This is a genomic window from Testudinibacter sp. P27/CKL/0425 (assembly GCF_052931395.1).
Genome location: NZ_CM128801.1, coordinates 1220150 through 1240747, shown reverse-complemented (window position 1 = coordinate 1240747; position 20598 = coordinate 1220150). Strand labels below are relative to the sequence as shown.

18 protein-coding genes and 2 pseudogenes are annotated in these 20598 nt (G+C 47.0%); 14 read left to right on the top strand and 6 right to left on the bottom strand.

The window, feature by feature from the left end; genetic code table 11:
* Positions 1 to 21 precede the first annotated feature (21 nt).
* Genes ACUHGC_RS06185 through ACUHGC_RS06165 form a run of 5 tightly spaced genes read left to right on the top strand, consistent with a single transcriptional unit; the run spans position 22 to position 2180 of the window.
* Positions 22 to 714, top strand: a complete 693-nt coding sequence (locus ACUHGC_RS06185; protein WP_446834742.1) for a hypothetical protein — start codon at positions 22 to 24, stop codon at positions 712 to 714.
* Positions 715 to 723: 9 nt separating this feature from the next.
* Positions 724 to 852, top strand: a complete 129-nt coding sequence (locus ACUHGC_RS06180; RefSeq protein ID WP_446834741.1) for a hypothetical protein — start codon at positions 724 to 726, stop codon at positions 850 to 852.
* 23 nt (positions 853 to 875) lie between these two features.
* Positions 876 to 1556, top strand: coding sequence for a hypothetical protein (locus ACUHGC_RS06175; protein WP_446834740.1), 681 nt, complete (start codon positions 876 to 878; stop codon positions 1554 to 1556).
* A 4-nt stretch (positions 1557 to 1560) separates the two neighbouring features.
* Positions 1561 to 1806 carry a hypothetical protein gene (locus ACUHGC_RS06170; RefSeq protein ID WP_446834739.1) on the top strand — a complete coding sequence of 82 codons (246 nt, stop codon included), beginning with the start codon at positions 1561 to 1563 and terminating at the stop codon, positions 1804 to 1806.
* 17 nt (positions 1807 to 1823) lie between these two features.
* The gene (locus ACUHGC_RS06165) at positions 1824 to 2180 is read left to right on the top strand and encodes a DUF596 domain-containing protein (protein ID WP_446834738.1); all 357 of its coding nucleotides are present in this window, start codon (positions 1824 to 1826) and stop codon (positions 2178 to 2180) included.
* Between the two features lie 180 nt (positions 2181 to 2360).
* Here the strand turns inward: ACUHGC_RS06165 and murQ are convergent.
* Positions 2361 to 3275: pseudogene (gene murQ, locus ACUHGC_RS06160) on the bottom strand (N-acetylmuramic acid 6-phosphate etherase).
* 227 nt (positions 3276 to 3502) lie between these two features.
* A complete protein-coding gene (locus tag ACUHGC_RS06155; protein ID WP_446834737.1) occupies positions 3503 to 4345 on the bottom strand; it encodes a cysteine hydrolase in 843 nt (280 codons plus the stop codon).
* A 166-nt stretch (positions 4346 to 4511) separates the two neighbouring features.
* Between ACUHGC_RS06155 and ACUHGC_RS06150 the strand changes: the two genes are divergently transcribed.
* From ACUHGC_RS06150 to ACUHGC_RS06130, 5 genes and pseudogenes are all read left to right on the top strand, one after another.
* On the top strand, positions 4512 to 5345 hold the full coding sequence (locus ACUHGC_RS06150; RefSeq protein WP_446834736.1) for a helix-turn-helix domain-containing protein: 834 nt from the start codon (positions 4512 to 4514) through the stop codon (positions 5343 to 5345).
* Between the two features lie 2 nt (positions 5346 to 5347).
* A complete protein-coding gene (locus ACUHGC_RS06145; protein ID WP_446834855.1) occupies positions 5348 to 5848 on the top strand; it encodes a protein disulfide oxidoreductase in 501 nt (166 codons plus the stop codon).
* A 144-nt stretch (positions 5849 to 5992) separates the two neighbouring features.
* Entirely contained in the window at positions 5993 to 7342 is a 1350-nt protein-coding gene (locus tag ACUHGC_RS06140) for a GntP family permease (RefSeq protein WP_446834735.1), read from the top strand.
* Between the two features lie 161 nt (positions 7343 to 7503).
* Positions 7504 to 8435, top strand: a pseudogene (locus ACUHGC_RS06135) (cation:proton antiporter domain-containing protein); the annotation flags it as partial.
* On the top strand, positions 8427 to 9167 hold the full coding sequence (locus tag ACUHGC_RS06130; RefSeq protein WP_446834854.1) for an NAD-binding protein: 741 nt from the start codon (positions 8427 to 8429) through the stop codon (positions 9165 to 9167). The pseudogene ACUHGC_RS06135 and the gene ACUHGC_RS06130, both read left to right, overlap by 9 nt.
* 94 nt (positions 9168 to 9261) lie before the next feature.
* On the opposite strand, the gene mepM is transcribed toward ACUHGC_RS06130, so the two are convergent.
* Positions 9262 to 10854: a murein DD-endopeptidase MepM gene (gene mepM / locus ACUHGC_RS06125; RefSeq protein WP_446834734.1), complete on the bottom strand. Its 1593-nt coding sequence runs from the start codon at positions 10852 to 10854 to the stop codon at positions 9262 to 9264.
* 245 nt (positions 10855 to 11099) lie between these two features.
* On the opposite strand from mepM, the gene znuC reads away from it, so the two are divergent.
* A complete protein-coding gene (gene znuC, locus ACUHGC_RS06120; protein WP_446834733.1) occupies positions 11100 to 11888 on the top strand; it encodes a zinc ABC transporter ATP-binding protein ZnuC in 789 nt (262 codons plus the stop codon).
* Between the two features lie 10 nt (positions 11889 to 11898).
* A complete protein-coding gene (gene znuB / locus ACUHGC_RS06115) occupies positions 11899 to 12684 on the top strand; it encodes a zinc ABC transporter permease subunit ZnuB (RefSeq protein ID WP_446834732.1) in 786 nt (261 codons plus the stop codon).
* Positions 12685 to 12706: 22 nt separating this feature from the next.
* Here znuB and ACUHGC_RS06110 read toward each other — a convergent pair whose 3' ends face one another.
* The 3 genes from ACUHGC_RS06110 to proQ all read right to left on the bottom strand — a co-directional run bounded on the left by ACUHGC_RS06110 (position 12707) and on the right by proQ (position 15990).
* Positions 12707 to 13060 carry an MmcQ/YjbR family DNA-binding protein gene (locus ACUHGC_RS06110; RefSeq protein ID WP_446834731.1) on the bottom strand — a complete coding sequence of 118 codons (354 nt, stop codon included), beginning with the start codon at positions 13058 to 13060 and terminating at the stop codon, positions 12707 to 12709.
* Between the two features lie 66 nt (positions 13061 to 13126).
* Entirely contained in the window at positions 13127 to 15157 is a 2031-nt protein-coding gene (prc, locus tag ACUHGC_RS06105; protein WP_446834730.1) for a carboxy terminal-processing peptidase, read from the bottom strand.
* A gap of 113 nt (positions 15158 to 15270) precedes the next feature.
* Positions 15271 to 15990 (bottom strand): RNA chaperone ProQ, encoded by a 720-nt coding sequence (gene proQ / locus ACUHGC_RS06100; protein ID WP_446834729.1) that lies wholly within the window; start codon positions 15988 to 15990, stop codon positions 15271 to 15273.
* Positions 15991 to 16245: 255 nt separating this feature from the next.
* Between proQ and ACUHGC_RS06095 the strand changes: the two genes are divergently transcribed.
* Positions 16246 to 17505, top strand: a complete 1260-nt coding sequence (locus ACUHGC_RS06095; protein ID WP_446834853.1) for a PqiA/YebS family transporter subunit — start codon at positions 16246 to 16248, stop codon at positions 17503 to 17505.
* Positions 17483 to 20158 carry an MlaD family protein gene (locus tag ACUHGC_RS06090; RefSeq protein WP_446834728.1) on the top strand — a complete coding sequence of 892 codons (2676 nt, stop codon included), beginning with the start codon at positions 17483 to 17485 and terminating at the stop codon, positions 20156 to 20158. The genes ACUHGC_RS06095 and ACUHGC_RS06090 overlap by 23 nt, the downstream gene beginning before the upstream one ends.
* Positions 20159 to 20598: the final 440 nt, after the last annotated feature.

The window sequence follows — 20598 nt, the reverse complement described above, 5'->3', positions numbered from 1 at the left end:
TATATTAATCGCTTTAATTTATTGGAAAAAGAATACCAATTAGCAGGTTTGAGTGGCTCGTTTAATGCCGGTAAAGAAGGCGGTAAAATTTTGACTGAAATCTTGTCATTAGGAAGTGGAATTGGTGGCGTCGGAAAGATGACAGCTAGCACTTTCACTAAAAATATGACAAGGATTGTTGGGCAAACAGCGGGCTATCCAGCGAAGAAAATTGTTTTTAATGGTATTCCCTTACATGATAATTTACCCCCTCCAATCGCAGCATATGGTTATACTCCAAGTATTATCAGCGGAAAAACAGAAGCTGCTCGAATGGCCCATATTAATGGCTTTCATGGTGAGGTGAGGTTAGCAAATGAGTTAGCAGCAACGGAGCGAATTGTTGTTAAGTGGGGGGATTCTACAGGAAAACACGGTAGTGATATTATCTCAGTGAATCTCCGAACGGGAGACGTTGAGCTTTGGGACAGTAAATATCGCAGTAATTCCACAACGGGTAAGATTTCGCCTACGTTTGATAATACAAGAACACGAGTCAGTGCAATTGAAGAAGCGAAGAGAGAAATTAGGGCGTCAACCTTGCTTTCTCCAGAAATACGTCAGAAAGCCTTGGAAAATTTGAAGTCTAGAAACTTTACTACCTATACCGTAGGCAGTGGAAAGGTCAAAACATCAGTTATTCAAAAATATTGTCATAATCAAAAATGCCCATAGGAGAATTTTATGAATATCAAAGAAGAAATTATTCGCACGAGAGAAGTGAGTGCCAAAGATGGCTTTGGCTATTCATCTATTCAAAAAAAAGTAGCCCCCCCCGGGGCTTTATTGGAAATTATGCTAAGCATGATTTAGATGATATCGTTTATGCGTATTCAGTGGGTTTTAAAGACCTCTATAAACCATTTTTGGAAAGAATTATAGATTGGTTGAAGCAAGGGATTGAAAAACAAGAATGTCTTGATGAATTGGCGTTTCATCAATATAGACTAACCTATGCCTTGGCATTTGCCGCTTGGATTGATACGGGCGTCAATAATATTGAATTATGGAAAAACTCATTGATATGGCAGGATAAGCTTTATAGTAATAGGGATTATTCAAAAGGAATGAGTCGTGTAGAGCAGGAGGAGTTCAGTTTACAGCTTTTGCATCATATTCAAGCTCAAGAATATGAAAAAGCGATTCAACTTTATCAATCAATAAAAGGCGATAAGCCGCTTAAATTGAATAATAAAATGAGTGGTCATCGTATAGCTTATGCTTATTGCTTACATTTTTATGAAAAGAAATTTACTGTGGAGCAATTAGAAAAAGCGGCAAGGTTATTTTTAGAAAAAGAGCTGGTTATATTATATGCCAAAGGGAGACCAACAGAAATGCTCTATTGGCTTAAAATGATTTGTGATGCAAGAGAAAAAGATTATACACCGGAAGAAGTGATTTATACTTTTTATGAATATATCCCGGAAGAACAGCTTCCGGATTTTGTGAAAGATTTATTAAGCGGTGAATCGAAAGAAAACAAATCCTTTTTTTCTTCTTTTTTTAAATGGTAATGCAATGTTGAACTATTGGGCAGTAAATTTAGAAGTAATATTATTTCAGGGAAAACATCTCCCACATTCAATAACCAAAATATATTCCACTCTTAGAGAAGAGGTAGTTTTGATGTACTCAGTGAAAATGCCTATTAGAGATATTAAGGTGTTAAGTATGGTTTTAAGAAATTTTTCTAGCTCACAACAAATATCTCAAGCGAAATGGACTCTTGATATAAAAACACCTTTAATAAACAAAGGGAAATAAATAGAGGTCAAGTTTAAATGAATTATAATGAATTAACAATGGATATAATGACATATGCTCGTGGATATAGCTTTGTATCAACATGGCAATGTGTTTCTGAGTATAAAATAAAAAATAAAATAGAAAAATCCAGAAAAGAAATTTTCTTGGATATTTTACGCATATTAATAGATTCGAATAAGATAAAACTCATATCCAATAGTGTCTTTATAGAAAAACACACTAATGAATTGGTAGCTTTGTTCGATCAGAATTGGCCTGATTATTATGATGAAAATGACCCTTTACATGACATAGATAATTTGTGGTGGAACTGTTACGCACCAGCAGGCGTAGTCTGGATTTATGATAATGGCAAGCTTGGATTAACATAATATGATGCTTGCATATAAGTGAATAACATTAGGAACAGTAGAAAAAAATAGTTGGGTTTATATTTATCAGCTTTAGCTTACTTTTTTGAAAGTAGTACCTAAACAATCACCCACTATTTTTTATACTATTTTCAGAACAACACAACATTTAATTTTAGCTGATACCCGCTAAAACGCACGTTAAACCGATTTAAAGTGCTCCGCCAGCGCCTCTCGAATAAAGCCGTTGTGGCGTTGTAATAACTGTTTTGCCTCAACTGACGGTAGATCGGCTAGAATCATAACGATTGCGGTTTTGCAGTGGTTGCCGCATTCTGCCAGTGCTTGTTCGGCTTGTTCGCGTTGGCAGTCGGTGGCTTGCATCACGATGTTTTTTTGTCGTTCCACTAATTTTTCATTGCTGGCTTGCACGTCAACCATTAAATTGCCGTACACTTTGCCGCTGCGGATCATCGAGGCAGTAGTCAACATATTCAACACCAGTTTTTGTGCGGTGCCGCCTTTCATGCGCGACGAGCCGGTCACCACTTCTGCGCCGACCGCCAGACAAATCGGGATTTGCGCTTGCTGTAGCAACGGCGAATCAGGATTGCAGGCAATGCCGACGGTGGGGCAGCCAAGCCGGGCGGCGTATTCAATGCCGGATAGCACATAAGGCGTGCGTCCGCTAGCGGCGATGCCGACCAGCACGTCATGCGGATTGAGTTGAATATGTTGCAAATCTTCAATCGCCGCCGCTCAATTATCTTCGGCATTTTCCACCGCGCTGAACACTGCACGCCGCCCCCCGGCGATCAACCCGACCACTTGCTGCGGATCGGTGCCGTAAGTCGGCGGACATTCACTGGCGTCTAAAATGCCCAAACGCCCCGATGTGCCGGCGCCCAAATACAGCAAGCGCCCGCCTTGGCGAAATGCCGCCACAATTTGATCGACCGCTTGCGCAATCATTGGGATTTGAGCGGCGACCACTTGCGCCACCGTTTGATCTTCTTGGTTGATCACGCTTAATACTTCAACCGTCGATAAACGGTCGATCTCCGCAGAACGCGGATTGCGGCTTTCGGTAACTAATTGGTTGAGTGCTTTTTGCATGGAAAATCCTTGATAAACGAAGTAATGTTATGACTAATGTAGTCCAAAACCGAAAATATTCTAGGATTTTTTCTGCTTTTTGTGAGGGCAATAGATTAAGTGTGCCGATTCGGCACTGAATTTTACTTAAATGGGAAAAAGAGTGGTCGGCACAACTAAAAAAACCGCACTTTTCGATGAAACAGCATAATTCATCTCAAGTGCGGTTTTGGCCGGGGTTCGGTTAATTAGATTTTCACACCTAATTTTTTAACGGTTTCTGCTGTTGTCCACAGATCGTTTGCGATCAGGCGGAAGTTCACTAACGCTGCTAAATAGCCGTCGCCTTCAGGGATTTTTGGCCCAGCGGTCGCGTCTTTAACCACGGTGACTTCAAAACCTTGTTCGATAAATTCACGCAAGTGAGATTCGATACACAAGTTTGCCGCCATACCTGCCAAGATCACTTGGTCAACGCCTTGTTTGCGCAATTGCAGCACCACGTCGTTGGTTTCCGGTCCGAAAACTTTGTGCGGGTTCGCAATCACTGTTTTGCCGTCGTAAATGTACGGTTTGTACTCTTCCATAAAGTCTGCGCCGGAACCTTCAAAGCCTTCTAAGGTGTATTGACCTTTACGCGCAAACATTCCGCTGTCGTGCATGAAGTGTTCGCCCGGGCCGCCAAATTTCCAGCTGTGATCTTGCGGATAGTAGTAGTGCGGAGAAACGATAACCGGAATATCCGCTGCTTTTGCCGCTTTGAACAGGCTTTCAATGTTTGGCACGGTGTTATTGCGGGTGATACTTTCACCCATCACCGGCCAGCTGATGCCTTTCGGGCTTAAGAAGTCGATTTGCGGATCGACCACCACCAACGCAACACGTTTTTTGTCTAATTTCATACCATTGCGCGGCATACCATATTGCTCCGGTTCTGCGTACGGATCAGCCGCTTTTTTCTCTTGTGCCGAAACCGCTGCGCTTAAGCCCATAGCGCCAAGTGCGGTTGCCGCCATTGCGATTTGGCTGCCTTTGCCTAAAACTTGGCGACGAGTTGTATCGATTTGTTGCTCTTTATGCTCATTACTCACGGTAATCACTCCTTTTTATTGACTATTCAAAATTAACCCTGAAGAATACCTCTCTCACGTTGTGCTGTGACCGAGATGCCTCCAGTTCTTTGCTTCGGAGGTAGTATAGAAAAACCGCTATGCAACAAGTTGACCGATCGTCCGGATTTTTTAACCGAGGGAACAAATGGATGCTTTAACCGAGTTTTTTGCTCGCTTTAATTTCAGAAGTGATCTTTTTTTCAGTAGTTTGTTGTGCCGAATCGGCGAATTTAACGAACCGAACAAAAGCTATCTGCATATTGTCCATGACGGCAGTTTTGATCTGCTGTTAAGTAACCGACAACAAAAACGCATCAGTGAGCCTTGTGTGATTTTCTGCCCGAACAGCACCTTACACCGGATTAACCCGATTGATGAAAACGGGATTAACGTGTCGTGTATCAGTTTTGATTTCGGCGAAGGGGTGAAAAATCCGCTCAATCAGGCATTGGACGAATGCGTGATTATGCCGCTGAGCGACTGCCCTGATCTGGCGGCAGTCGGCAACGCGGTTTACCAGGAATACCAAGTTGACAAACTCGGCAAGCCGATTGCGATTCACCATTTATGCAGCTATTTTCTGATTCGGATTATCCGCTACGGCTTGGATAAACAACAACTGACCACCGGCTTTCTAAACGGTTTAAGTGACAGTAAATTAAACAAGCTGCTGACCGCACTTCACCAAAATCCCGCGCACCCTTGGCAACTGGAGGAAATGGCGGAGCTGGCGGCGATGTCGCGTTCCAATTTTGCCGCTTATTTCAAAAAAGTGCTGGGCATTTCCGCGATGGATTATCTGACGCAATGGCGCTTGGCGGTGGCACAGCGTAAAATGCGCGCCGGCACGCCGATTTCGATCGTTGCCGAGGAAGTGGGCTATCAATACGCCAGCGCATTTACTCGCGTGTTCACCGCAAAAGTCGGAATGTCGCCGTTAAAATGGCTCACCAAATATAACGATAAGACTCAAGCATGAAAATTAATCTGAAAAAAATTGCCAAAAACGCGCTCTCTCTTTTTCTCACCTTGATTGTGATGAGTGTGATTGTTGACTGGTTCCGCAAGCCGCAAGTGCCGAATCACGCTGACAGCACCGCACTTTATGATCTGAAAAACCAGCCGTTTTTCCTCGCACAACTCAGCCAAGATCAGCCTGCGATGCTCTACTTTTGGGGCACTTGGTGCGGTTATTGCCGCTACACCTCGCCGGCGATCGACAGCCTCGCCAAAGAAGGCGTGCCGGTTGCAACCATTGCGCTCAGCTCCGGCGATGCGCAAACCGTGCAAGCCTATTTGAATCAACACGACTACCAATTTCTGACGGTTAACGATCCGCACGGCGAAATTGCCAATCAATGGCAGGTTTATGTCACACCGACCATTATTATTTTTGACCAAGGCAAAATGGAATTTTCCACCAGCGGGTTAAGTACTTATTGGGGAATCAAAGTGCGGTTATGGCTGGCTAAGTGGTTTTAATCAAAAAGAATTTGAAGCCTATCGCAAATCCGAAAACAAACACTGTTCAAAAAAAGAAAGCCTTGCTATGTTAATCCTAGCCTGCAGTACGTGGGCTATAACACGTCGTCTAATGCGTTCCCAATAAACTGACGGGAGGTTTTTATGAGTGGTTTCGGACTGGTCATTCTGCTGATTGCCGGCATTCTGTTTATCGTGATTTCCACTGCGAAATACAAGCTACACCCTTTCATTGCCCTATTACTCACCGCTTACGCAATTGCGCTATTTTCCGGCTTGCCGATTGCCGACACGGTGAAAACCATTACCACCGGCTTCGGCGGTATTCTTGCTTATATCGGAATTGTGATCGTGCTGGGGACAATTATCGGCACGATTTTGGAAAAAACCGGTGCGGCGATTGCGATGGCGGATTTTGTGCTCAGTAAGATCGGGCGTCAACGCCCGGTGCTCGCGATGAGCATTATCGGTTATATCGTTTCGATTCCGGTGTTCTGTGATTCCGGCTTCGTGATCCTATCCGCATTGAAAAAATCCCTCGTACGCCAAACCGGCAAATCCGCCGTCGCGATGTCGGTCGCACTGGCTACCGGTTTGTATGCCACTCATACTTTAGTGCCGCCAACGCCCGGTCCGATTGCCGCCGCCGGAAACCTGCACGTTGACAATCTGGGATTGGTGATTCTGTTCGGCTTGGTGATTGCGCTGTTTGCCGCCCTAGCCGGTTACTTATACGCCGAATGGGCGGGCAAACGCTATCGCTGCGCGCAAGATGACTTGCCGAAACTGGTTGACGACGAGGAAATTCAAGCGCTGTATAAACAAATTCCGTCCACCTTGAACGCCTTTTTACCGATTATCGTACCAATTGGGCTGATTGCGTTCGCTTCGCTGTTAAAATTGTTATTTGTCGGTGTTGATAACAGCGTGTTGAAAGGCATTTATTTTCTCGGTGAACCGGTGACCGCACTGCTGATCGGCTTATTCTTTGCCGCGCGCTTATTGCCGGAATGGAGCAAAACCACGTTGAACGATTGGATCGGGCAGGGGGTTAAAGATTCAGGCAGTATTTTGATCATCACCGCAGCCGGTGGCGCCTTGGGCGGGGTGTTGAAAGCCAGTGGTATCGGCGATTATTTAGGCTCGGTGCTACAAGGCATGAGCCTCGGCATTTTAGTGCCGTTCATTATTGCCGCCGCGTTAAAAACCGCACAAGGTTCGTCCACCACCGCACTTGTGGTCACCTCAACGATTATCTATCCGTTGCTGCAGCCACTTGGGCTCGATAGCACGATCGGATCGGTGTTAACCATTATGGCGATTGGCGCAGGTGCAATGACCGTTTCCCACGCGAATGACAGCTTCTTCTGGGTAGTTGCCGAATTTAGTGAAATGGACGTGGAAACTGCGTATAAATCACAAACAATCGCTACCTTAGTGCAAGGATTGGTAACTATCACTATTGTGGCAATTCTAGCTTGGATTTTGTTATAACCGCCAAACTGCCAAACCGCACTTTGCTTGTTTAAAAGTGCGGTTTGTGTTCCTTGTCACCTCATACCGAAAATCACCTTAATTTAGCAAAAAACCCAAGCATTTTTAGATAAACTATGCTTGAATAACGCCAATTATTTTTGACGAATTAAGGAACGATTATGGCTGTCGAACACGCTACTAGCCCGCTGCTGCCGGTTGTGATTTTGCTCACCGCCGGAGTATTGGCGGTGCCGATTTTTAAACGCTTGGGATTGGGCGCCGTTTTGGGATATTTCTGTGGCGGCATCCTGATCGGTCCGCATATTCTCGGATTTTTTGACGATTCGCAACAAATTCTGCACCTTGCCGAGCTGGGCGTGGTGATGTTTCTGTTTATTATCGGGCTGGAAATGCGCCCGAGTAAATTGTGGCAAATGCGCGGTCAAATTTTCGGGCTGGGCGCGGCGAAGCCAATACGCCGGGCGGACAACAAGCACTCTCTATTTTATTATTAGAAGATTTAGCCATTGTGCCGATGTTAGCGGCGGTGGCATTTCTTAGCCCGAATCACAGCGCCGAAAGCGGCATCAACTGGGGCAGCATTAGTTTAGCCGTCGGTGCGTTGGCGGCGTTAATCGCTGCCGGAAGATGGTTGCTAAATCCGTTATTTGCCATTCTTGCCGCCTCAAAAGCACGCGAAGTGATGACTGCGGCGGCACTGCTGGTTGTTCTAGGTTCGGCATTTTTAATGGAAGTCAGCGGGCTTTCGATGGCAATGGGCGCGTTTTTGGCGGGCGTATTACTGTCAGAATCCAGCTATCGCCACCAAATTGAAGCCGATATTGAGCCGTTTAAAGGGATCTTGCTCGGATTATTCTTTCTTGCGGTCGGAATGTCGCTTGATCTGACCATTATTGCCGAAAGTTGGGTAATGGTCGCACTGGCGGTGTTCGCTTTTATGCTAACCAAAGCGATCGGTATTTACCTGATCGCCCGCCTGTTTAAATCCTGTCATCGCCAAGCGTTATTGCGCACCGCGATGTTTGCACAAGGCGGGGAGTTTGCCTTTGTGCTGTACGCCGCAGCCGTGACCAGCGGGCTAATGGATTCGGAATCCAATGCGTTGTTGTCCGCCACGGTGATTTTATCCATGGCGCTCACGCCGTTGGTGATGATCGCCGTTGATCGTTTATTGCCGCAAGAAGTCATCTCCGTAGACGGCTTAGAGGTGCCGCATGATTTGAAAAACGAAGTGTTGGTGATCGGCTTCGGTCGCTTCGGGCAAATTGCCAGCCAAGCGTTGCTCAGCCGTGGTTTTGAGCTAGCCATTATTGACAACGATCCGGGACGGATTCGTGAAGCGCGCAAATTCGGACGTCATATCTATTTTGGCGACGGTACACACTTGGATATTCTGCACAGCTCCGGCGCGGAACACGCACGCGCGATTATGCTGTGTGTTGACGATCTACACGCCACCGATCACATCGTTGATTTAGTACAAGCCAGCTTTCCAAATACTCAACTTATTGTGCGTGCTTTCGACCGTCGTCATCAAATCGAATTGATGAACAAAGGGGTCGATAATGTAGTGCGCGAAACCGCCGCGGCAGCATTTGAACTGGGCGAAACCGCACTTGTGGCATTAGGCGTGGAAAAAGAGGAAGCCCGCCGCATCACCGACGACATTCGCCATAAAGACAACGATCTCTTATGCGAACAAGCTTCAGTCGGCATCGACTATCAACATTACATACCAACGCCTCAGCCGTTAACCGAAACTCAAATTGACGATGAAGAAGCTGAAGCGGGGGAACATAATCCGATCGCCGATCACGCTTAGTCCCTCAAAAAACATAACCTAACACCGATTAAAAAAAGCAACCGCAAAGGTTGCCTTTAATCTATTTGTATTTTCTCGGCGGAAATGCCGTCTACTACAGTTTTAGCTTTCTCACCACCTCTTTTGATTTGGCTAAGAAGGCTTTGCGGTCTTTCGCCGGTAAGCCGGTGTTGCTGCCCGGCAGTTTGACTGTCATCGGGTTGACAGGGCGATCGTTAATGTGAAATTCGTAGTGCAAGTGCGGTCCCGTGGATCGTCCGGTGTTGCCGGAGAGCGCGATCCGTTCGCCGCGTTTCACGTGCTGCCCCGGTTTAACCAACGCGCGGCTTAAGTGCATATACACGGTTTTATAATTGCGTCCGTGCTGCAACACGATATAACGCCCTGCGCCGTTTGCCTGATACGCCACTTTCACCACTTCACCGTCTGACGGTGCGATAATCGGCGTGCCGATCGGAATCGAGAAATCCACGCCTTTATGCGGGCTCACTCGTCTGGTGACCGGGTGGCGACGTGCCGGGTTGAAATGAGACGAAATTTTCGGCTGGCGGGTCAGCGGATAACGGGCAAAGCCACGCCCTAAGGTTTCGCCGTTGACGTTATAATAAGCGCCGTTCGCCGCCTGAATCGCATAATAGCTCTTGCCGCCGCGAACAATATGAATTGCATCAACCCTCGCCTGCCCGGTCAGCTTATCGCCTAAATATTCGCGATCCATTAAAATCGCAAATTTATCGCCCTTGCGTAAGGTTTTCATACTGACTTGCCATTGAAGTGCGGTCGCCAATTGGTTAATCTGGCGCGCAGACACGCCATGCCGACTCAAGCTGTTGGAAAACGAGCCTTGAATTTGCCCCTTAATCACTTCGGTTTTCCATACGCTTTTCTTTTTCAGCACTTGTTGTTTGTAGCTGCCATTCGCTTGGCGCTCGTAAATCCGTTCCTCTTTATCGGACACCAGCCAATTCATATACTGTAATTGATCGTCTTTGTTCAAAATCCAGTAGAATTGCTGCCCGGCTTTGAGGTTCTTTAAGTCCGGGAATTGCTTGATTAAATCAGCGCTGACCGACGGCTCCAAGCCGGATTGATCCAAAATATCTTTTAATTTCTGACCGCCGACGACCGTTTCACTAAACTGGTTACTGATTCGCCACGCTTCATCGGCAACGTCCAGCAAAATATCCAATGCGCTTTGCGCCTCGTCCGGCAGATAATCGGTATCCTGCCCTAACGGCTCTTCCACCGAACCGGGTTCCACTTCGTCATCTTGTTCGCTTAATTGATCATCGTATGAGGTGGCGTTAGGATCTTCCTCAATTGCTTTGTGTGGCACTGCGGCAACCGCACTTTCACTGCTCGCCTGTTCCGGCTGCGGTGAAGTAGAAGGAGTTTCAGCCTCGGTTTGAGTTTGCGCACTCACGCTTTCTTCAGCGCTTTCCGCAGTTGCTGCGACTTGTGGCGTATCAGGGGCTGGAATCGGCGACGGCTGAATTTGTTGATACTGTTCTGTCTGCTCGGTTTGTGTTTGAAGCTGTTCTAACGTCGGATCCGGCGTGACGTGGCTTTCTTTAGGCAGCAGAAAATAGAGCGCAACAGCCCATAGCAATACGAATATTGTCAAAAACAAAATTTTTCGATTGCGGGCGCGCCTTTTTCTATCTCTGGCTAAAATAACACTTTTCACTATTATCGTTTCTTACGCGACATTCGCTGTATTAAAAATTTCATGCTGCCGATCTGCCTGACCGACAAAGTTAGCTATGGTCTTGAGACAGCCAAACAATTCTAAAAGTTCGCGCCTTCCCGTTTATTTGCTGATTAAAACAGCAATCGCAAAACTGATCGTTTTTCGTTTGCCTTTTAAGTAAAATCCGCTATCCTGCTATTCTGGCTTTCCCTCGTTAGAACAGGCTCCCAAAGGCAAACACTGTGATCGACAATCAGCAACAACCGCTTATCGAACTGCAACATATCAGTGTCAGTTTTGATGCTAAAATCGTCTTGGATAACATTAACCTACGGTTATACCCTAATTCGGTGACCACGATTGTCGGGCCGAACGGCGGCGGAAAATCAACGCTGTTAAAAGTCTTACTGAAATTGATTCAACCTAACCAAGGCACGGTTAAAAGCAAAAATAAGCTGCGAATCGGTTATGTGCCGCAGAAAATTTATCTCGATCACACTCTGCCGCTCACCGTTGAGAAATTTTTGTCATTAAAACAAGGGCTTTGCCGCGAACAATTGGACGATATTTTACAACGGCTCTCCATTCAGCGCCTAGCAAAACATAGTATGCACAAGCTCTCCGGCGGCGAGATGCAGCGCGTGCTACTGGCAAGAGCGCTGTTAAACCAGCCCGAACTCTTGGTGTTAGACGAGCCGGTGCAGGGCGTCGATATCGCCGGACAGGCGGAACTTTATCAGCTTATCCGCGAAAGTAAAAGCAGAATTCACTGTGCGGTGCTGATGGTTTCACACGATTTGCATTTGGTGATGGCAAATACCGACCAGGTGTTGTGCATTAATCAGCATTTGTGCTGTGCCGGTACGCCGGAAACCGTTTCAGAACACCCTGAATTTATTCAATATTTTGGTGATCAATTCGCGCAGAATTTTGCGCTTTACACCCACCACCATAATCATAAACACAATTTGCACGGTGATGTGTGTTGCAGCGCAGACAATGCCTCCGCCCACTGTCACCATCACGATTAAGGCGCTACTCATGTTCGACATTCTTTTGCCCGCGTGGATCTGCGGCATGATTTTATCTCTCTTGACCGCTCCGCTCGGCTCGTTCGTTGTGTGGCGCAAAATGTCCTACTTCGGCGACACCCTGTCGCACGCCTCGTTATTAGGCGTTGCCCTCGGCTTATGGCTGGAAGTGAATCCTTACTTTGCGATTATCGCAATGGTGTTGCTGCTCGCCGCTGTGTTGGTATGGCTGGAAAACTATACCGCCTTCTCTGCCGATACCCTATTGGGGATTATCGCGCACAGCGCACTTTCGCTCGGGGTGGTGGCAATTGCATTAATGGATAATGTGCGTGTGGATCTGATTTCTTATCTGTTCGGCGATATTTTGGCGGTCGATTACCACGATTTATACTGGATTCTCGGTGGGGCGGCAATTGTGCTGAGCATTTTAATCCGTTTCTGGAAACCATTACTCGCCACGACTATCAGTGCCGAATTGGCGCAAGTGGAAGGCATCAACACCCGAAAAATGCAGATCACTTTAATGCTGATGACTGCCCTGACTATCGCATTAAGCATGAAATTTGTCGGCGCACTAATTATTACCTCTTTATTAATTATCCCCGCCGCAACCGCGCGCCGTTTTGCGCGCACGCCGGAGCAGATGGCGGCGGTCGGTTATGTGATCAGTTGCCTGGCGATTACCTTGGGGCTTGGGCTATCCGCACTTTACGACACGCCTGCAGGCCCTTCGGTGGTGATTGCGGCTTCGGGCTTATTTATGCTGTCGCTGTTTAAACCGCAGCAGCAATAACCGAGAGAAAAACCAAGTGCGGTTAGCCTGTCAGCTGAAAGCTCAAATCCAGCAATTCTAAAATCTCGCTTTCGCTCACGCTGCCGTCCAATAACAGCGAAATCCAGTGCTCTTTATTCATGTGGTAGGCAGGCAAAAAGCCTTTTGCCTGCCGCAGAGAATCAATTAGTTCGGGTGGGGCTTTTAAATTCATCAAGTCGACTCTGCCGCTGCCTTCCAATCCGATTTTGTGCCGTTCGACATCGGCAATCAGCACAAACCATTTCCGATTGTTCGAATGACGAAACACCGCATAATTCGGGTGTGTTTTCCACAAATATTCTACGTCAACCGCATAATTTGTACTGATGTAAGTAAGCAGTGTTTGGCGATTCAAGCTGATCTTCTTCCTTAAGAAAAAGCCCGTTAATCACTTAACGGGCTGATGAGATGACTGAGTAAACTAGCGGTTTTCACTCAAAAATTTGACATAATCGGCGGCGATTTTTTCAGCTTCGCGCATAAAGAAATCCGGTGCTTCGTAGTCTTTCGCCAAATCGTCGATATTTTTCAATGGCTTTTTCCCTTCCGCTTTAAAGCGCTCATTTAACGCTTTCAAACGGCGAGCTTCGTCTTCACGATTTTCATCTTGGCGGTTTTTCAAGTTTAACGACAAGAATTTGCGTTCAGACCGCTCTTTTTGAATCAACAGCTCTTTTTCTAACGCAATAAATTCCCGCTCTTCCGCAATCCGTTTTTGATGCAGTGGAGTTAAATACTCAATTGCGGCTTTTTGTGACGGCAATACGCTGTAATTTGCCGCCGGCACTTTATCCCACGGCAGCGCATTGTCTTCGCTGCTCTCGCCGATTTTATCCACATCCACTAATGACGGGAAAGTAATATCCGGATCCACCCCTTTAATCTGGGTGCTGCCGCCGTTAATCCGGTAGAATTTTTGGATCGTATATTGGATAAAGCCTAATGGCGACTGATCCATGTCATACACAAAATTCAGTGGGCGGCTCTGCTGCACGGTTCCTTTACCGAACGTCTGCTGCCCCAAAATAATCGCGCGTTGATAATCCTGCATTGCTGCGGCGAAAATTTCCGATGCCGAAGCGCTGTAGCGGTTGATCATCACCAGCAACGGGCCTTGGTAAACTTGCGCGCTATCCGGATCCTGGTGAATACGGATTCGATTATAAGCGTCGCGCACCTGCACCACAGGACCGTCGGAAATAAACAGTCCGCTTAATCCCACTGCTTCGGTCAGTGCGCCGCCGCCGTTTTCACGCAGATCAATAATCAGCGCCTGCACATTTTTCTCATTAGCTTGAGCTAACAGCTTGCGCACATCATCGGTTAATCCTAAATAGAAGCCTGGAATTTTGATCACGCCGATATCACTGCCGTTCACGTTGTTAACTTCTAATTTCGCGGCGTTATCTTCGATCCGCACTTTGTCGCGCACCAAGCTGATAACTCGAGTTTTGCCACCTTTTGCCGGTTCAATTTCCAGTCGTACGGTTGAGCCTTTTTTACCTTTGATTTTATCGACCACGTCATCTAAGCGCCAGCCGACAATATCTTCAATCTCGCCTTTTTCGCCTTGCCCGACGCCCAGAATTTTATCGCCTGCCGCCAATTTCTTGCTGCGTTCCGCCGGTGCGCCCGGCACTAACGAACGGATCACGGTTTCGTCGTCTTCCGATTGCAAGGTCGCGCCGATTCCTTCCAGCGACAAGTTCATGTCCTCGGTAAAACTTTTCGCGCTGCGCGGCGAAAGATAGGTGGTGTGCGGATCAATCTCATGCGCAAACGCATTTAGGAACAGCTGCGCAATATCATCCGCTTTGGTTTGGTTCAAACGCAAAATCGCCAAATTATAGCGTTTGGTTAACTTTTTCTTGATATCCGCCCATTTGCTGTTTTTCAAACGTTCGGCAATCACGTCGTTTTTGAACCGTTGTAACCACAGTTTGTCGAGCTCCGCACTGTCGCTCGGCCAGGTTGTCATTTTGGAACGATCAATTTCGATTTGATCGTCATTGCTCAAATCCGGTTCTTTATCCAGCAACGAAAGCAGATAAGCATAACGCTCATAGCGGCGTTTGCTCATCAATTCATAGGCTTGAAACGCTAAAGTGAGATCGCCGGAATACAAACTTTGCTGCAAGCCTTTGCCTGCTTCGGCGCGCAGCTGATCGACATCGCTTTGTAAAAACGTATTATGGTTATAATCCAGGAAATTCAGATAACGGGTAAAAACTTTCTCTGAAAACGCTTGATCCAGTGTAAATTTGCTGTAGTGCGATTGAGTTAAGCGCGCGGTCACGCGTTTAGTTGCCGTAGCCTGGCTCTCTCCCGCCTGCGGCAACTGAATATCTTCATATTTCAGATTCGCTTTCACCGCCTGCACCGGCTGCGTGATCAATGTTAAAGAGGCAAACAACACGGCAAACAGCCCATATTGCAATTTATTAATTTTCATCCTCAATTCCTAAATAAAATACGGTTAATTTTTAGCCTACACCAGAAATCAATAAAACATCGTGCCTCGGTAAGGCGCGATGTTTTGTCAGTTAATCGGGAAGTCACAACGGCTTATTCGGCATTATATAAATGTTCAAACGCCACGTTCAGCAACATTCCGCTTTGCAGCTGCACTCGGGCGGAATCTTTCATCACATCCAACACCGTTGCTCGGTTGGCACGCTCTGCCAATTTCACATTCACCAACTGCCCTTTTTGTAAACTTTCAACGCTGACCGGTGTCAATACCGGCGCCGGTTTGCGGGCTCGATTTTCGCTATTCGCCGCTTTGTCGGTTCTTACTGGCGCTTTAGTGTTGCGCATCGGTTTTCTCTGCGTCGGTGCTTTTTTCGCACCACCGTCGGCTTTGTTTTTCTCAGCATTTTTCGCTTTCATTGCCGCGCGCGCTTGTGCTTTGCGCTCCGCCACTTTGGCTTTAGCTTGCTGTAACTGTTCGGCGGCATGATCAACATGTTCTTGCTCCAACGCGCCGCACGGATTGCCGTCTAAATCAACGCGCTCAGCACCCAATTTACAGCCGTGTAAATAACGCCAGTTTGACGTATATTGGCGCAGTGCATGGCGCAATTGCGTTTTGCTAAGTTGTTCATCATCTTCTAACGCGCTGGCAAGATCTTGGAAAATCCCGATTTTTAACGGTTTCGCTTCCCCTTCCAAGCTGAAGCAAAGCGGAAATTTTTCGGCAAGATAGGCAATCACTTCCTTGCTGTTGCTGAATTTTTGTTGTGTCGCCTGTGGCTGCAACGCAGGTTCTAATTGTGGTTCTAACATGAAATTATAAATTCCTGAATCGTATTATCAAACTCTCGTCGCGCAAACAATGCAAATGCGACGAGAAACTCAGTCGATAGGGGCATAGTCTAGCCTAATTTTCGATTACTTGACAACATTTAATCATGTGATTCGACATAACAAAGTGCGGTTTTAACGAATTATCCGCGTTTTTCGCGCCGGTCTCGGCTATAGTCATCAAATCGGCTTTATATTATAATCAGCCGTTAACACGATTTTTACAGGAATGCCGTTATTAAAATCTTATCTCGGGTCAGTCAGCAACACCTTTTGCGCTGTGATGAATGCGATACGCTGGTTAGCGTGCCGCGTCTGCATTCACGGCAGGTCGCTTGCTGCCCGCAATGCCATGCGGAATTGCGTTCCGGCAGCCGTTGGAGCCTGCGCCGTTGTGCGATTATTGCAATTTCAATTCTGATTTTAATGCCGTTCGCCTTCACGTTCCCGCTGCTGAGTATCGAATTGCTCGGTGTGCCGGTTTATGCTTCGGTTTGGGAAGGGGCTTGGAAAATCGCTACCAATAACGACATTTACACCGCGTTCATGGTGCTATTGTGCGCAATTATCATGCCGATGTGCTTTGCCGCCTTGGTGCTGTTTTTATGGATCGCCAAACATTTCAAGCACCGCCCGCGCAATTTACTGTTAATGCTGGGTTATATCAAACCTTGGGTGATGCTCGATGTTTATCTGGTAAGCCTTGGCGTCGCCGCCTTTAAAGTGCGGGAATACGCAACGTTGACGATCGATATTTACTTTTTAGCCTTTGTGTTTACCGCACTTTTAACCACTTTGCTGTTTATCAAAATGAATCCGCTGGCGCTGTGGAACGAATTTTACCCGCAGTTTCGCTATCCGACCGCCACTGACGATCAGGCAACGTTAAAGCATTGCCATCAATGCACTTATACTTTTACCGAACAGCAGGGAACCCATGACAACAAAGGACGGCTGTATTGCCCGCGCTGCGAATCGCTGTTGGATATTGATGACAATGCCAAGCTACAGCGCACTTGGGCGGCGCTGATTGCCGGTATTATTATGTTAATTCCCGCCAATTTGCTGCCGATTTCCTATATTTATCTGAATGGCGTGCCAAGTGGCGACACCCTAATTTCGGGCGTGATCACCTTCGTCGGTATGGGCAGTTACTTCGTGGCATTTGTGGTATTTGTCGCCAGTATCTTTGTGCCATTCAGCAAAATTTTAGCCATGATTTACCTTTTAATCAGCGTTCAGCGCCAAAAAGTGGGCAATATTCATAAAAAAATGAAGCTATTGCATCTGGTACATTTTGTCGGACGCTGGTCGATGCTGGATTTATTCGTGCTGTCGCTGATGATGTCATTGGTGACACGCGGACAAATAATTAATTTTTCAGTCGGCCCCGCCGCATTTTACTTCGGTGCCGCCGTTTTTCTTACCATGATTGCCGCCGAGCAATTTGACAGCCGTTTACTTTGGAAATTATATGACAAGCAACACGCCAAATAATCCTACGCCATCAAATGCGATCAACAAGCCTGAAGCAAAAAAAGTGCAAAGTGCCACAGTGAAGCGTTTAAAAAGCATTTCGCCGTTTTGGTTGCTGCCGATAGTCGCGCTGATTATCGGTTTGACTTTGTTTGCCAAAATTTTAGATGAACAAGGTGAAACCATCACCATTTATTTCACCAATGGTGCCGGCATCAGTGCCGATAAAACGCCGGTGCGCTATCAAGGCTTGCAAATCGGTGTGGTAAGAAAAGTCCAATTTACCGAAGATCTAAAACAGATCCGCGTAACCGCCAGCATCAATCCCGAAGCTAAAGCCGTATTGCGCGAAAATACTAAATTCTGGTTGGTACAGCCTAGTGCCTCACTCGCCGGGATTTCCGGCTTAGACGCATTGGTTTCCGGCAACTACATTGCGCTTTCACCGGGCGACGGCGAAACCGCCGATGAATTTGTTGCCGAATCCGAAGGCCCGATGGCGCAGATGGACGAAGGCGATATTTTGGTTCACCTGTTGGCAGATAATTTAGAATCAATCTCAGCCGGTGCCTCGGTGAATTACCGTAAAATTCCGGTCGGCTCGATTTCAGATTATCGTTTCCGCGAAGATCTGCAAAAAGTCGAAATTGACGTAATCATTCATAAACAATACAGCCATTTATTGAAAAAAGATTCTCGCTTCTGGAACAGCAGCGGGCTACAAACCGACATCAGCCTGAGCGGCATTTCGGTCGATATGGACAGTATCACCTCATTGATCATCGGCGGAATCGCCTTTGATTCGCCGGACGGCAGCCCAAGTGCGGTCAACGGCGATAACTACACCCTATTCAAAGATGAAAAATCGGCACAACGCGGTATCGAAGTCGAGATCACGCTGCCGAATATTCGCGGTTTAAAAGTCAACAGCACACCGGTTTATTATCAAAACTTCCAAGTCGGCAGTTTGTTGGCACTCGATGCCAATCTAGAAGACCGCGTCAGTGATACGGTGCGGGGCAAGCTCTTGATCAACGAGAATATGGCAAACTTATTGCGCAGTGATAGCAAAATCGTGATCAACGAAAACAGCTTGGCGGCGGATAATCTAAACAATTTAGAACGCTTATTTGCCGGTCCGTTTTTCACCCTGATTGCCGGTGGCGGAGAGCCGCAAATCCAGTTTACCGTTTTAACCCAATCGGAATTGCTGCTCAGTCAAGCCGACACCCTAGTTATCAAACTCGCCTCGCCGGAGACTTATAATGTCAATGTCGGACAAGGTGTTTTCTATAACGGCATTCGGATTGGTGAAATCGCTCAGCGTACCGTTGCAATTGACGGCGTGGAATTTAAGATCGCGATTGCCGGTGAATACCGCAACTTGATCTACGCCAACACGCAATTTGTCGCCGCCTCGAATTTAAATGTGAACATCGGCGTCGACGGCATTCAATTTGAAGCCGCCGCACCGGAAAAATGGCTACAAGGCGGGATTCGGGTTGCCGTTAATCAACACGGCGAAGGCGAACCTTTAGCGCAATATCCGTTATACAAAGATCTGAGCAGTGCTTCCGCCGGAATCACCGGCAATAATCTTCCGCCGAATATCACGCTCTCCTCCGCCGCGTTGCCGGGGATCGAAAGCGGCTCGTTGGTGCTGTATAAACAGTTCCCGGTCGGGCAGATTATTGCCGTGCGCCCGACGGATAAAGATTTCCAAATTGATGTGTTTATCAACAAGCAATACCGCAATTTGTTGACCGCTAAAAGTAAATTCTGGGCGGAAAGCGCGGCACAAGTCGACATCAGCCCGAAAGGCGTTACCATTCAGGCGGCTCCGGTGATGCGCACCTTGAAAGGCGCAATCAGTTTTGAGAATTTTGGTGCGGCATCGAATAATAAACAGCTGTACAGCTCGGAAATCGCCGCCCGCTCCGCCGGAAATGAGATTATCTTGACCTCCAGCGATGCGCGGGAATTAAGCAAAGGTATGCCGATCCGTTATATGGGCATCACTATCGGCGAAGTGGTGTCGATTGATATTGATAATAAAAATAATCGGATCACCAGCAAGGCATTGATTCAACCGAACTACTACGGATTAATCAGTAAAAAAGGCAGTACCTTTAAGCTGATTTCACCGCATATTTCCGCCGGTGCCATCGCCAATATCGACAGCCTGCTACAGCCATATATTGATGTTGAAGTCGGCAAAGGCGAAAGCACAAAAACCTTCCGCTTAGTCAAAGAAGTCAGCAATGCCACCAAATTTGCCAACGGTATGCCATTGACGTTGGAAACCTCCAGTGCGTTCAATTTGAGCATTGATTCACCGGTGCAATATCGTGGAATTGAAGTCGGGCTGGTGCAGAGAATGCGCTTGAACGAATTGGGCGATCGGGTGTTGGTGGGTATTATTATCAGCGATCAATATAAACACTTGGTGCGCCAAAACTCACAATTTTGGATCACCTCCGGTTACAGTTTCGGATTTGGACTGAAAGGGTTTGAATTCGAAACCGGCAGCGTGCAGCAGTTCCTAAAAGGCGGCATCACCTTCGGCACACCATCCGGCGAAGTGGTACAACCCGCCGCCAAAGCCAAACAGCGTTTCTTGCTGCAACAGCAACTACCGCCGGAATCTAAATTCTGGAATCAAGGTGCATATTAAGTCGATACCGCACACACTGAGTGTGCGGTACGCTCCTATCAAACCGCACTTTGGCTTTATCTATTCATGAATAATATCTAACTTTGATAAGAACTGTAGGGTGGGTTTTCAATCCCCCCTTCTACGCCGCCTGAGCGGCTGTGAAATTTGTAGGGAAATTTTTTTGTTTGAGCGCAGCGAGTCTGCCCGCAACGCGGGCGAATTAAAAATTTCCCGTGAAGCAAATTCACAGTAAGCGAAGAGCAGCGGCACAATAGGAGCGTGCTTTTTTGCTGACTTTTTTGCACGAGCAAAAAAAAGTCAGTCGCCTTCGGCGAAACCCGATAGTTGAATATCCAACCAACAGAGAATAATCAAAGTGCGGTTTTGTGGGCTAGCAAGCCTCCCCCAGCCTTCGGCAGCCCCCTCCGTAAACGGAGAGGGCGAAAAAACTCACATTG